This window comes from Pseudomonas soli (assembly GCF_900110655.1).
In the GTDB taxonomy this organism is placed as follows: domain Bacteria; phylum Pseudomonadota; class Gammaproteobacteria; order Pseudomonadales; family Pseudomonadaceae; genus Aquipseudomonas; species Aquipseudomonas soli.
In genome coordinates, this window is sequence record NZ_FOEQ01000003.1 from 229,490 (window position 1) to 242,885 (window position 13,396).

At 63.0% G+C, this 13,396-nt stretch carries 10 protein-coding genes; 7 read left to right on the forward strand and 3 right to left on the reverse strand.

Translation table 11 applies throughout. The features are described 5' to 3' along the window. Window positions 1–132: 132 nt before the first annotated feature. Both BMY03_RS26330 and BMY03_RS26620 read left to right on the forward strand, forming a co-directional pair. Window positions 133–546, forward strand: coding sequence for a response regulator (locus tag BMY03_RS26330; RefSeq protein WP_177182897.1), 414 nt, complete (start codon window positions 133–135; stop codon window positions 544–546). Between the two features lie 312 nt (window positions 547–858). Further along, the gene (locus tag BMY03_RS26620) at window positions 859–1,110 is read left to right on the forward strand and encodes a hypothetical protein (protein ID WP_094010875.1); all 252 of its coding nucleotides are present in this window, start codon (window positions 859–861) and stop codon (window positions 1,108–1,110) included. Between the two features lie 386 nt (window positions 1,111–1,496). Here the strand turns inward: BMY03_RS26620 and BMY03_RS09060 are convergent, their stop codons facing one another. Next, on the reverse strand, window positions 1,497–1,694 hold the full coding sequence (locus BMY03_RS09060) for a hypothetical protein (RefSeq protein ID WP_244891306.1): 198 nt from the start codon (window positions 1,692–1,694) through the stop codon (window positions 1,497–1,499). Next, a complete protein-coding gene (locus tag BMY03_RS09065; RefSeq protein ID WP_177182898.1) occupies window positions 1,691–1,912 on the reverse strand; it encodes a hypothetical protein in 222 nt (73 codons plus the stop codon). The genes BMY03_RS09060 and BMY03_RS09065 overlap by 4 nt, the downstream gene beginning before the upstream one ends. Before the next feature lie 644 nt (window positions 1,913–2,556). Between BMY03_RS09065 and eprS the strand changes: the two genes are divergently transcribed. The 5 genes from eprS to hcnC all read left to right on the forward strand — a co-directional run bounded on the left by eprS (window position 2,557) and on the right by hcnC (window position 11,875). Continuing rightward, a complete protein-coding gene (gene eprS / locus BMY03_RS09070; RefSeq protein WP_094010876.1) occupies window positions 2,557–5,556 on the forward strand; it encodes an autotransporter serine peptidase EprS in 3,000 nt (999 codons plus the stop codon). Between the two features lie 149 nt (window positions 5,557–5,705). Then, window positions 5,706–8,705 (forward strand): autotransporter serine protease, encoded by a 3,000-nt coding sequence (locus BMY03_RS09075; protein WP_201754897.1) that lies wholly within the window; start codon window positions 5,706–5,708, stop codon window positions 8,703–8,705. A 211-nt stretch (window positions 8,706–8,916) separates the two neighbouring features. Then, window positions 8,917–9,231 carry a cyanide-forming glycine dehydrogenase subunit HcnA gene (gene hcnA / locus BMY03_RS09080; RefSeq protein WP_023629670.1) on the forward strand — a complete coding sequence of 105 codons (315 nt, stop codon included), beginning with the start codon at window positions 8,917–8,919 and terminating at the stop codon, window positions 9,229–9,231. Next, on the forward strand, window positions 9,228–10,622 hold the full coding sequence (gene hcnB, locus BMY03_RS09085; RefSeq protein WP_046857637.1) for a cyanide-forming glycine dehydrogenase subunit HcnB: 1,395 nt from the start codon (window positions 9,228–9,230) through the stop codon (window positions 10,620–10,622). The genes hcnA and hcnB overlap by 4 nt, the downstream gene beginning before the upstream one ends. Window positions 10,623–10,624: 2 nt before the next feature. Continuing rightward, window positions 10,625–11,875 carry a cyanide-forming glycine dehydrogenase subunit HcnC gene (gene hcnC, locus BMY03_RS09090; RefSeq protein ID WP_094010878.1) on the forward strand — a complete coding sequence of 417 codons (1,251 nt, stop codon included), beginning with the start codon at window positions 10,625–10,627 and terminating at the stop codon, window positions 11,873–11,875. An 85-nt stretch (window positions 11,876–11,960) separates the two neighbouring features. Here the strand turns inward: hcnC and lpdA are convergent, their stop codons facing one another. After that, complete coding sequence (lpdA, locus tag BMY03_RS09095) at window positions 11,961–13,361, reverse strand: dihydrolipoyl dehydrogenase (RefSeq protein ID WP_094010879.1); 1,401 nt, start codon at window positions 13,359–13,361, stop codon at window positions 11,961–11,963. Window positions 13,362–13,396: the final 35 nt, after the last annotated feature.

Sequence of the window (13,396 nt, forward strand, 5' to 3'; positions counted from 1 at the left end):
GCGTCAGGTAACAGTCATCTCTTGAAGGGAGGCTGGTTGAGGCCTAGCGCGTCAACGTATGGTGCTCACTCAGTCATGGTCGTCATTGGCACCTCAGTGCTGCTTGCCACTGCTAGCCCAAGAGCCAAAAACATGAAATCGGAACACGAAATGCTCGGACTCCTCCTGATCGTCGAGGACGAGCCAATTCTGCGATCAATGATTGTTGAGGTACTGCAGGATTCGGGCTTTCTACTTCTCGCCGTAGCTACAGCAGACGAAGGTTTGGAGATACTCAAACTAACACCAGTGACCATGCTCATTACTGATGTAGAAACGCCCGGACAACTGAATGGCTGGGAACTTGCTCAGATCGCTAGCCAGCAGGATCCCAAAACCTCGATAGTCATTTCTAGCGGATGCGTCAGACATGAAACGGACCTCATACCCGAAGGCGCTCAGTTCCTCGCGAAGCCATGGTCAATTGACCTACTCCTGAGCCTAGTGACCGAACACCGGCAGCTCCTCTTGCAAAAATCAACCTCGGGAGAGGATGGGAACTCATAGCCGCATTCCCATAGGCCAACCACGCCAACCATGCCAACGTGTCGAGCGAAGGCAAAACGGCTAGAGAGACTCCTGGACATCATCTTGAAGTGCCCGTTGCCAAGGTACCGGTGAGGTGCATACACAATATCAAAGCCTTGACGGCTCCACCTCAAGCACGGTCATAAAAAAAGCCCCACATCATCCTGCGTCATCTCTTGTGATAGTGATACTTCGAGGCACTAAGCGTCATTGATTCGTCTCGATGAGTCATATTGATGCTTTTCAATCTTGGGACTAATACTAAGGTATCTGCCTGGAGAGACACGCGCCATGCAAAAGAGATTCGTTATCGTTCCGGCTGCGCCGATCGACAAAGAATGCTTCCAATCTGGTTCTCGATACTATGCCGCTACCGTATCAGGCGGATTCGACATTTACGACAATCAGGAAAAATTACGATTGAAGCCAAGCTACTCCACGAGGTCGCTCGCAGAAGCCACCTGTGAGGAGTTGAACGGGGAATGCGGCAATCCAGACGAACTTTTTCCATTCTTGCGGGTGGACTGCTCTCCCAATGAATAGTGATGTGGGCTGGCGACTGTGGGCGCTCACAACATAGTCTGACACAAGCAGACAGGAGTCCGATCTTGTTCATTACGGAGTACGATATTCGGTGAAGCCACCCTCGAGCCGACCTCTATGAGTCAGCCATTACGTATGACAGTGAAATGCTAGGACCCTGGGGACGGCTAAGGAGATTTCATCGTCGAGCTACCTCCGGAAGTACTGAGGGAGCTTGGTGTCACAGTTGGTGACCAGAGCATCGAACTCATCGCTGGCGTGATTGTCCTGAAGCCAGTCTATATAGCTACTCCTGAGTAGCTGCTGGCTCTTGCTGACTGATTTCACTGAGTGAGGTCTGGGCACGAACCTCTATCATTTCGATCAGCTCCAAATGCTTGGGGAACTCACGCTTCAGCCAATCGCTGGGCCGTGCTCTGTCCGTCACCGCAAGCACAGAGCATTACGTTCATCTCCGTCTCATCACCCGCCATTGCTGCAGGTACAAATATAGTACCGCTGTCACTGACGCCAAACGACCGGCGCCACTCGGGAAAGCGCTTGCCGTCTGGGTTGGAAACCGCGAACCAATTGATCTTGTTCATTTGTCATTCTCGAATGGAATCAGAGTGGAGTACGGAAGCTCTTCGTCTTCGACCGCAGCAAACACCTGATCCAGCACTGCAGTTGGGGCATCAAAAGCTCCAAGGATCACGTATAGCTCGCACATGAGGTTAGTCTTGGCCTGCCGGTCAAAACCAGCATCACCGCCTACCGTTTCAGCCGAGTCGAATGCCTGGCTTACTGACGTTTCTGCGATCAAGTAGCGAGCACCGCAGTCACACAGCAACGGGTGGTTTGAGCGAGGGGCAGTGCTCGCAGGAGCGGAGGAGAGAGGCCTCACCGGCTCCTGCGACAGTTTTAATTCTCTAAATCCAACGATGCAAGAGCGCCCACACGCCACACGGGTTACCCATCCCAAAAAGATACCATCATTAATTTTTTCGGGGGTTTTGCACGGTACATTCCTGCGATTTTTCTGTGGCTGAACCTTTGCTGTGACAACCTTTATTGTTGTGACAACCTTTATTAAACGAAAAACCCCGAGAATTTTTGAAAAGCTATGCTTTGTGACAACCTTTATTTTCTCTTCCCCAGGATCAATCTCCCCGCTAGGCCGCGAATTTCAAGAGGTTTTGGGACAAAGTTTATTAATCAGCAACAGGAGGGCGCCGCACGGGCGCCCTCCCTTTATGCTGTCTTCCTTCCTCTCAAAGCCTCCCCCGCAACCTGTCCGAGCAGGTAAAAACGCATATTGGATATGCAGCGCTGACGCATCGCGCAATCTAGAAACGTCATATCCTTCTGCTGCTCGATGAAGCCGTGCCTTGCGGCCTGGCGATGCAGCAACACACTGGTCGACCCAGGATGGGCGATCCGACAACAAGAACAAGAGAAGTCATCGACATGGATGTGAGATGTGATCAGCTCAAGACGCTGACGGGCACGCTGTGCCTGGCGTTTGCCACCGGCCTGCCGCTGTCGGCTGCGGCGGCCTATCAGGACACTGGCCGCCTGGGCGACCCTGCCAGCTGGCGCTCGGTCGAATACCAGCAGGACTGGGGCCTGGAGCGCATGCAGGCGAGCCAGGCCTATGCCGCCGGGTTCACCGGTGCCGGGGTCAGCATCGGCGCCCTGGACTCGGGATTCGATCCCGCCCATCCCGAAGCCAGCCCCGGGCGTTTCCACGCGGTCACCGCCACCGGCCAGTACCTCGACGGTACTCCGTTCAGTGTGTCCGGGGTGCTCAATGGCGCCAACGACAGCCATGGTACCCATGTCACCGGCACCATGGGCGCGGCCCGTGATGGCGTGGGCATGCACGGCGTGGCCTTCAATGCCCAGGTATACGTGGGCAACACCAACAAGAATGACAAGTTCCTGTTTGGCACCGATCCCGATCCGCGGTATTTCAAGGCGGTCTACGACGCCCTGGTGGATGCCGGGGCGAGGGCGATCAACAACAGTTGGGGCAGCCAGCCCAAGGATGTCAGCTACCAGACCCTCGGCGACCTGCGCACGGCCTACGCCCAGCATTTCCAGCAGGCCACCTGGCTCGATGCCGCTGGCGATGTGGCGCGTCGGGGTGTGATCAATGTGTTCAGCGCCGGCAACAGCGGCTATGCCAATGCCAGCGTGCGCTCGGCGCTGCCGTACTTCCAGCCGGAACTGGAAGGCCACTGGCTGGCGGTATCGGGCCTGGACAAGAACAACCAGCAGAAATACAACCAGTGCGGCATCGCCAAATACTGGTGCCTGGCGACCCCCGGGGCGGCAATCACCAGTACCGTGCCCGGTGGCGGCTATGCCACCTACAACGGCACCTCAATGGCCGCGCCCCATGCCACCGGGGCCCTGGCCCTGGTCATGGAGCGTTATCCCTATCTGAACAACCAGCAGGCCTTGCAAGTGCTGCTGACCACTTCGCGCCAGCTCGATGGCTCGCCGACCCAGGCGCCCAGCGAGCGGGTGGGCTGGGGCGTTCCGGACCTGGGCCGGGCCTTGCATGGCCCAGGGCAGTTGTTGGGGGAGTTCAACGTCAACCTGGAGCGTGGGCAGGGCGATAGCTGGAGCAACGGCATTTCCGACCAGGCACTGGTGCAGCGTCAGGCCGAGGACGTCGCGGAACGGCAGGCCTGGCAGCAGACCCTCAAGGATCGCGGCTGGGAGCATGGGCTGGCAGCGGGCGCCAGCCAGCAGGATCGCAGTGATTATGCCCTGGGCATGGCGCGTGACGCGGCAGCCGCGCAGCGGGTTTACCAGGGCAGCCTGGTCAAGTCCGGGGCCGGTTGGCTGGTGCTGTCGGGTGACAGCAGCTACCGCGGCCCGACCCGCGTCGATGGCGGGTTGCTGGCGGTCAACGGCAGCCTGCAATCAGCGGTGACGGTCAATGCTGGCGGTACAGTGGGCGGCAATGGCCGGGTCGGTGCCCTGATTGCCAACGCTGGGGGCGTGGTGGCCCCGGGTAACTCCATCGGTACCTTGAATGTCGCCGGTAACCTGGACTTGCAGCCGGGTTCGACCTATCAGGTGGAGCTGTCGCCCACGGCCAGTGATCGACTCGTGGTGGATGGTCAGGCCAGCGTCGCTGGCGCCAATCTCGATCTGGTGCCCCAGGCTCGGCCGAACCTGCTGGCCGGTGGCCCGGTCACCAGCCTGGTGGGGCGCCAGTTCGACATCCTGCAGGCGGCAGGCGGCGTCGATGGGCGCTTCGCCCAGGTTCAACCCGGCTACTTGTTCCTTGGGACCGTGCTCGACTATTCGGCCAACGGTGTGCAGTTGGACGTGACGCGCAGCGCCGCAACGTTCGACAGCGTCGCGGCCACGCCCAACCAGCTCGCCAGCGGCGCCGCCGTGGAGCGCCTGGGGCCGGGCAATCCGGTGTATGAAAGCCTGCTGCTCTCGACCTCGGCGGACCAGGTCCGGGACGGCCTGCGCCAGCTAGCCGGGGAGATCTATCCGGCGCTGGACTCGATGCTGCTCAGCCAGGGCTCGGTGTTGCGTGATGCCTTGGGCGATCGTGTGCAAGGCGCCGCACTGCCAGCCAATGCGCCTGGCACGACGGCGCCCGAGACCGGCTCGACCCAGCTCTGGCTCAAAGGCCTGGGCAGTTGGGGGCGCATCGAGGGCGTGCAGGGCAGTGAGTCCTATACCAGCTCCTTGGGCGGCATGCTGCTGGGCCTGGACCGGGACTTCGACGAGCAGACCCGCGCCGGTCTGGCTGCCGGCTACAGCGACAGCTCCCTGGGCATGGGCGGCAGCCACTCCCGGGCCACGGTCGACAGCTATCACTTGGGCGCCTATGTCCGTCACGACGTCGACCAGCTGCGCTTGAGCCTGGGCGGCAGCTACAGCTGGCACTGCGCCGAAGTTCGTCGCGACCTGGCCTATGCCGAGGTGTCCGGCCGCCAGCGCGCGCGGATCGATGCCCGCAGCCAGCAGCTGTTTGCCGAGGCGGCCTATCGCCTGGCGTTGCCGGCGGTGCAGTTGGAGCCGTTCGCCAACCTGACCTACCAGCACCTGGACCGTGATGGCTTCCATGAGAAGGGCGATGCCGCAGCGTTGCAGGCGGGCGACGAGCAGCGTGATGCCTGGTTAAGCACCTTGGGCCTGCGTGGGCGCCAGCAATGGCAAGTGGGCCCGCAGCAGGACCTGCAATTGGCGGCAAGCCTGGGCTGGCAGCACCGGCTGAGCGGAACCCAGGACCGCGAGCACCTGGCCTTTGCCGACAGTGACCTGCCGTTCCGGGTGGAGACGGCGCCAGCCCTGCGCGATGCCGCGCTGGTCGGGCTCCAGGCACGGGTGGGCCTGACCCGCGACCTGGACCTGAGCCTGGACTACCAGGGGCGTCTGGCCAGTCGTGAACAACAGCATGGCGCGGGGCTCAACCTGCAATGGCGTTTCTGAGGCGTCATGGCGCCAGTTGTTGCAATACGGAGTTCGACCAACGCGGTATTCAATCCATACAACTAAGGAAGGTCGTAGTGAAGCGAGTCAGACAGGATGACAGCGCACTTGGGCAGGGCTGGGCCCTGGCGCCGCTGGGGCGGGTATTGATGGGCTGGGCGGCGTTGATGGGCACGGCCCAGGCCGCGCCCTATGTGGAGAGTGGCCGCCTCGGCGACGCCAGCAGCTGGCGGAGCAGCGAATTCAAGGCCGATTGGGGGCTGGGGGCGATCCACGCCGACAGCGCCTATGCCGCCGGCTACAGCGGCAAGGGGGTGAAGCTGGGGATCTTCGACCAGCCGGTGTACGCCGCGCACCCTGAGTTCGCCGGCAAGGACAAGATCGTGACCCTGGTCACCAGTGGCATTCGCCAGTACACCGACCCCTATATTCCGGTGAAAGCCGGCGATGCCTTCCGCTACGACGGCAGCCCGTCGGTAGGTTCGGATGGCAAGCTCGGCTCCCATGGCACCCACGTCGGGGGGATCGCCGCCGGCAACCGTGACGGCGTGGAGATGCATGGCGTGGCCTTCAATGCGCAGATCATCAGCGCCGACAACGGCGACCCCGGCCCCGAGGATGGCATCGTCCTGGGCAACGATGGCGCGGTGTACAAGGCCGGCTGGGACAGCCTGGTGGCCAGCGGCGCGCGGATCATCAACAACAGCTGGGGCATCGGCATCACCGACCGCTTCGCCAAGGGCGGGCGCAATCCGGACTTCCCGCATTTCACCGTGAACGATGCCCGGGCGCAGTTCGCGCAAATCCAGCCGCTGCTGGGCACCTTGCCCGGTGGCGCCTATGACGGGGCCATCGCCGCCGCCCGCAGCGGGGTCCTGACGATCTTTGCCGCCGGCAACGACTACAACCTGAACAACCCCGATGCGATTGCCGGGCTGGGCTATTTCGTACCGGAGATCGCCCCCAACTGGATGACCGTGGCGGCGTTGCAGCAGAACCCCGACACCAGCAGCGCCAACCCGTACGTGATCAGCACGTTCTCTTCGCGCTGCGGCTATACCGCAAGCTTCTGCGTATCGGCCCCCGGCACCCGCATCTACAGCGCGGTGATTGGCGGTACCAGCCTGGAGGACCTGACCCAGGGTTACGCCAACAAGAACGGTACCTCCATGGCCGCGCCCCATGCCGCTGGCGCAGCGGCGGTGCTGATGGAGCGTTTCCCCTACATGAGCGGCGCGCAGATCGCCAGCGTGCTGCGCACCACTGCCACCGACATGGGCGCGCCCGGCATCGATTCCTTGTATGGCTGGGGCATGATCAACCTGGACAAGGGTATCCGCGGCCCCGGCATGCTGGTTACCGAGCAGGACATTCCCGAGGAGTTGCGGATCGCCGGCGGCTACGGCCCGAGCCAGTTCGTCGCTGATCTGCCGGGTGTCGGCGCCCTGGTGGATGCTGGCAGGCCCACGGAAAGGCGCTGCAACGATCTGAGCTGTGTGCTGGATCTGTGGAGCAACGATATTTCCGGGCATGGCGGCCTGACCAAGCAGGGCATCGGCACCCTGGTGCTCAGCGGGAACAACACTTACGCCGGTCCGACGCTGGTCAACCAGGGGCGGCTGGCGGTCAATGGTTCGCTGCAATCGACCGTGACGGTCAACGACGGCGGCGTGCTGGGCGGCAATGGCCGGATCGGCGCGCTGGTGGTCAACCGCGGCGGCGTGGTGGCGCCCGGCAACTCCATTGGCACCTTGCGCGTCAGTAATGACGTGACCTTCCAGCCTGGCTCGACCTATGCGGTGGAGGTAGACAGCACTGGCAGCGACCGTCTGGTCAGCGATGGCCAGATAGCCGTGGGCGGTGCGAACCTGGCCCTGGACCTGCAGAACCCTGGCGTTTCGCTGCAGTCCCAGCAAGCCACCAGCCTGGTGGGGCGGCAGTTCGACATCCTGGATGCCGCAGGTGGCGTGCAAGGCAGTTTTGCCCAAGTGCAGTCCAACGCGTTGTTCCTCGGTGGTGGCTTGGCGTATACCGGCAGTGGGGTACGGCTGGCGGTGCAGCGTAATGCCACCTCGTTCGCCAGTGTCGGCCTGACCGCCAACCAGCGTTCGGTGGCCGCGGCGGCCGATCGGCTCGGCGCGGGCAACCCGGTCTACGAGAGCCTGCTGTTGTCGGCCGATGCCGCCAGCGCCCAGCAGGCATTCGATCAGCTGTCCGGCGAAATCCACCCGGCGGTGGGTAACTTGCTGCTCAACGACAGCCGCCAGTTGCGCGACGCCGTAGGCGAGCGTACCCGGCTGCAGGGTGTGGAAGGCCAGGACAACGGCCTGTGGGTCAAGGCCCTCGGCGCCTGGGGCAAGGCCGACGGTGATTCCGGACATGCGCGCTATAGCAGTTCGATTGGCGGCATGCTGCTGGGGATCGATGGGCAGATGAGCGAGGACACCCGTGTCGGCGTCTTTACCGGCTATAGCGACAGTTCGCTGAGCATGGGCGATGGCCGTCACTCCTCGGCCAGCGTCGACAGCTACCACCTGGGCGCCTATGCCGGCAAGGAACTGGAGCAGCTGCGCCTGAGCGTGGGCGCCAGCCACAGTTGGCACCGTACCGAGACCAAGCGCGAACTGCAGTACAACGAGGTCAGCGATCGCCAGAAGAGCAAGCGCGATGCCCAGAGCACCCAGGTGTTCGGCGAGGCGGCCTGGAAGGTCGAACTGCCGAGCGTGGCGCTGGAGCCGTTCGCCAATCTGGCCTACGTGCATATAGCCAGCGACAGCTTCAGGGAGCATGGCGGCGCTGCCGCGCTCAAGGGGGGCCAGGATAACCGCGATGCCTGGCTCTCGACCTTGGGCATGCGCGCCGGCAAGCAGCTGCAGTTGTCCAGCGGCCAGGCGGTCGAGCTTGCCGCCACTCTGGGCTGGCAGCACAACCTGAGCTCCACCGGGGCCGACCAGCACCTGGCGTTCGCGGGCCAGGGCGATACCTACAAGGTTCAGGCGCTGTCACTGGACCGTGATGCGGCGGTGGTCGGTGCACGGGTGGGGATTGCCCTGAGCCGCGAGGCCCGGGTCAACCTGGACTACAACGGACTGCTGGGTAGCCGCGACAAGAGCCACGGGGTCGGCCTGACCCTGGATTGGGCATTCTGACACTAAGGTCTCAGTGCTTTGTAGTCAAAAGGCCCCTGCATTCGCGGGGGCTTTTAAGTTCTGCAGGTAAGCATTTTCGGAGCAATGTGAAATCCGTAGCAGTTCGTCGTTGTCGGACGTTTCTACAACCAGCGTCTGGCATGGATCAATGTTTTCTCTCCGGGTTTGCCCTAACGTCCCCCGACCCATCAGTCATCAAGGACGACAGGAAATGCAGACGCTGCAACGAAAGCACGATATCCAGCCATTGGAAGGCAATGAAATGACCCTCCTGGTCAATGGGTTGCCCGCAGTCGCCAGTGCCGGCGAGACTGTACTCAGCGTGCTCAACGCCGTTGGCCTGCGCCAGCTGGCGCGTAACGATCATGGCCAGCTCAGCGGTGCCTACTGCGGCATGGGCGTCTGCCATTGCTGCCTGGTGCAGATCGACGGTCGTCCCAAGCGTCGCGCCTGCCAGACCATCGTCAAACCGGGCATGCACATCGAGACCGAGGTCAACCGCGTGCACGAGGAGGCCCATCCATGAGCCTTCGTCCTGTGATCGTCGGTGGCGGCTCGGCCGGCATGGGCGCGGCCATCGAGCTGGCCGAACATGGCGTGGATTGCCTACTGTTCGACGAAGCCTCGCGCCCCGGTGGCGTGGTCTATCGTGGCCCGTTGCGCGCCGGCGTCGACCTGGGCTACCTGGGCCCGCGCTACACCAAGGCCCTGACCAAGCTGCACGAAGATTTCGCCGCCTGCGCCGAGCGCATCGACCTGCGTCTGAACCATCGCGTGGTGGGCGGTGACGACCAGCGGCTGATGGTCCTCGATGGCGACGAGCGCCTGCACGAGATCGACTATTCCCATCTGCTGCTGGCCGCCGGTTGCCATGAACGCAACGTGCCGTTCCCTGGTTGGACCTTGCCGGGCGTGATCCTGCTCGGTGGTTTGCAACTGCAGATCAAGAGCGGTGTGGTCAAGCCACTGGGCAGTACCCTGATTGCGGGTACCGGGCCTTTGCTGCCACTGGTCGCCTGCCAACTGCACGCCGCCGGTGCCAAGGTCGCGGGGGTGTACGAGGCCTGCTCGTTCAACCGCATCGCCAAGGAAAGCCTGGCGCTGATGAACAAGCCGCAGCTGTTCCTCGACGGCCTGAGCATGCTCGCCTACATGAAGCTCAACGGCATCCCCATGCATTACGGCTGGGGCGTGGTGGGCGCCACGGGGGAGGGCGAACTGCAGGAAGTCGAGGTCGCACCCTATACCCAGGACTGGCAACCGGACATGAGCCGTGTCCAGCGCGAGCAGGTGCGCACCCTGGCAGTGGGCTATGGCTTCATCCCGCGTACCCAGCTCAGCCAGCAACTGGGCCTGGCCCATGGTTTCAGCGAGGACGGCTACCTGCGCGCCGAATGCAACGTGTGGCAGCAAAGCAGCCAGCCGAACATTCACCTGGCGGGCGACATGGCCGGGATCCGCGGTGGCGAGGCGGCCATGCTGACCGGGCGCATTGCCGCGGTTTCGATGCTCCAGCAGATGGGCAAGCTCGATGCCGAGCAGGCGATCGAGCGCCGTGAGCGCTACCTGGGCAAGCTGGCTGCGATCAAGCGCTTCCGTTCCGGGGTTGAGCGCTACACCGCCCGTGGCGCCGCACAGGTCGCACTGCCACAGGCCGACACGGTGATCTGCCGTTGCGAACACGTGACTCGCGAGCAGATCGATCTGGCCCTGGAGCAGGGTGTGCAAGACATGGCCAGCCTGAAGATGCGCACCCGGGTGAGCATGGGCGACTGCCAGGGGCGCATGTGCGTCGGTTACTGCAGCGACCGTCTGCGCAGCGCCACCGGGCGCAAGGACGTGGGTTGGCTGCGCCCGCGCTTCCCGGTGGACCCGATCCCGTTTTCCGCATTCGAACAACTCGGCACGGAGGCCTGAACATGAAAAAGCACTACGACATCATCATCGCCGGTGGTGGAGTGATCGGCGCGTCCTGCGCCTACCAGCTGTCCAAGCGCAGCAACCTGAAGATCGCCTTGATCGACTGCAAGCGCCCGGGCAATGCCACCCGCGCCTCGGCCGGCGGCCTGTGGGCCATCGGCGAATCGGTGGGGCTGGGTTGCGGGGTGATCTTCTTTCGCATGATGTCCTCGCGCAGCAAGCGCGAGGCCAATGGCGCGGCGGTGGTGGTCGATTCGAGCACACCGCACATCCTGCCGGAATGCTTCTTCGACTTCGCCTTGCAGTCCAACGCGATTTATCCACAGCTGCACCAGGAACTGATCGAACGCCACGGCATGGACTTCAAGTTCGAGCGCACCGGGCTCAAGTACATCATCCAGGATGAAGAAGACCAGTTATACGCCGAGCACATCGTCAAGCAGATCCCGCACTTGGCCGACCAAGTTCGTTGGCTCGACCGCGACGCGCTGCGCGCTTCGGAACCGGCGGTAACGCTCAAGGCCAATGGCGCGCTGGAGTTTCTCTGCGATCACCAGGTCAGTCCGTTTCGCCTGGGCGATGCGTTCATGGAGGCGGCGCGGCAGAACGGCGTCGACCTGTACCCGAACGTCAACATCACCGGCGTGCTGCATGAAGGCTCACGGATCAAGGGCGTGCGCACCGCCGAAGCCGGTGAGTTCCATTGCGGCACATTGATCAATGCCGCTGGCGCCTGGGCGGCGGAACTGAGCGAGTGGGCCACCGGGGAGAGCATTCCGGTCAAGCCGGTGAAAGGCCAGATCGTGCTGACCGAGCGTCTGCCCAAGCTGCTCGATGGCTGCATCACCACCAGCGATTGCTACATGGCACAGAAAGACAACGGCGAGATCCTGATCGGCAGTACCACCGAGGAGAAGGGCTTTGATGTCAGCAATACCTTCCCGGAGATCAACGGCTTGGTACAGGGGGCGATCCGCTGCGTGCCACAGCTGGCGCAGGTGAACCTCAAGCGCACCTGGGCCGGCCTGCGGCCTGGGTCACCGGATGAGCTGCCGATTCTCGGGCCTGTGGATAATGTCCCGGGGTATTTCAACGCCTGTGGACATTTCCGTACCGGGATTCTGACCTCGGCGATTACCGGCGTGCTGCTGGACAAGGTTGTCCACAATGAGGCGCTGCCGCTGGATATCACGCCATTCCTGGCGTCGCGCTTCCACAGCGCTGGGGATAAACAGCGGGCCCATGGCTAAGTGGGCTTTGCCCTGCGATTGCGTTGGCAGGCATGACGCAATCGCGGGGCAAGTCCGCTCCCACGGGCGGTGCTGAAAGGTCCGGTCAGATCTGCATCGCCATCCCTTGCACATTCATCGCCGCCTGGCGCAGGGCCTCGGAGCGGGTCGGGTGCGGGTGGCAGGTGAGGGCGATGTCCTCGGCCGAGGCCGAGAACTCCATTGCCACGCAGAACTCGCCGATCATCTCGCTCACGCTTGGGCCGACCAGGTGCACGCCCAGCACCTCATCGGTCTCGGCATCGGCGATGACTTTGGCGAAGCCTTCGGTCTCATGGTTGATCTTGGCGCGGCTGTTGGCGGTGAAGGGGAACTTGCCGACCTTGTAGGCACGGCCTTCGGCCTTGAGCTGCTCTTCGGTCTTGCCGACGCTGGCCAGTTCCGGGCGGGTATAGATGACGCCCGGGATGAGGTTGTAGTTGACCTCGTGGGCCTTGCCGGCGATGCGCTCGATGCACGACACCGCTTCGTCTTCGGCCTTGTGCGCCAGCATCGGGCCGGAGGTGACGTCGCCGATCACCCAGATGCCTGGCACCGTGCTGCGGTGATGGTCGTTGGCGAGCATGCCGCGCTTGTCGGTTTGCAGCCCTGCGCTTTCCAGGTTCAGGCCTTGGGTATAAGGACGGCGGCCGATGGCTACCAGCACGTAGTCGGCCTGCAGGGTTTCGGCGGTACCACCGGCGGCGGGTTCCAGGGTCAGTGTGACGCCGTCGGCCGCGGCCGTGGCCTGGGTCACCTTGCTGCCCAGCTTGAAGGTCATGCCTTGCTTGGCCAGGGCTTTCTGCAGGGTCTTGGCGGTTTCTTCGTCGGTGCCAGGGCAGATGCGGTCCAGGTATTCGATCACCGTCACTTCGGCACCCAGGCGACGCCATACCGAACCCAGCTCCAGGCCGATCACCCCGGCGCCGATGACGATCAGATGCTTGGGCACCTGGGGCAGCGACAGGGCACCGGTGGAGTCGATGATGCGCTGGTTGTCGATGGTCACGCCGGGCAGCGGCGTGGGCTCCGAGCCGGTGGCAATGACGATGTCCTTGGCCTGCAGGGTGGTTTCACTGCCGTCCTCGGCCTTGACGATCACCTTGCCAACCCCGTCCAGGCGGCCCCAGCCCTTGACCCAGTCGACCTTGTTCTTGCGGAACAGGTATTCGATGCCCTTGGTCAGGCCAGTCACGCTTTCATCTTTCTGCTTCATCATCTGGCCCAGGTTGAGGGTCGGCTTGACCTCGATCCCCAGGTGGGCGAACTCATCGCCACTGGCTGCCTCATACAACTCGGAAGCGTGCAGCAATGCCTTGGAAGGCATGCAACCGACGTTCAGGCAGGTGCCGCCCAAGGTCGAGCGACCCTCGACACAGGCCACGCTCAGGCCCAGCTGGCCCGCACGGATCGCGGCGTTGTAGCCGCCGGGGCCGCCGCCAATGATCACCACGTCATAGGATTTCATGGGTTTCGTTACTCCGAGAGTGTGAGGAAGCGAAG

What these genes read in the sequence shown, in the direction of transcription:
- BMY03_RS26620 (WP_094010875.1), top strand. Translation starts at nt 859, where the DNA reads ATGCAAAAGAGATTCGTTATCGTTCCGGCTGCGCCGATCGACAAAGAA.
- hcnC (WP_094010878.1), top strand. Translation starts at nt 10,625, where the DNA reads ATGAAAAAGCACTACGACATCATCATCGCCGGTGGTGGAGTGATCGGC.
- lpdA (WP_094010879.1), bottom strand. Translation starts at nt 13,361, where the DNA reads ATGAAATCCTATGACGTGGTGATCATTGGCGGCGGCCCCGGCGGCTAC.
- eprS (WP_094010876.1), top strand. Translation starts at nt 2,557, where the DNA reads ATGGATGTGAGATGTGATCAGCTCAAGACGCTGACGGGCACGCTGTGC.
- hcnA (WP_023629670.1), top strand. Translation starts at nt 8,917, where the DNA reads ATGCAGACGCTGCAACGAAAGCACGATATCCAGCCATTGGAAGGCAAT.
- BMY03_RS09060 (WP_244891306.1), bottom strand. Translation starts at nt 1,694, where the DNA reads ATGAACAAGATCAATTGGTTCGCGGTTTCCAACCCAGACGGCAAGCGC.
- hcnB (WP_046857637.1), top strand. Translation starts at nt 9,228, where the DNA reads ATGAGCCTTCGTCCTGTGATCGTCGGTGGCGGCTCGGCCGGCATGGGC.
- BMY03_RS26330 (WP_177182897.1), top strand. Translation starts at nt 133, where the DNA reads ATGAAATCGGAACACGAAATGCTCGGACTCCTCCTGATCGTCGAGGAC.
- BMY03_RS09075 (WP_201754897.1), top strand. Translation starts at nt 5,706, where the DNA reads ATGGGCTGGGCGGCGTTGATGGGCACGGCCCAGGCCGCGCCCTATGTG.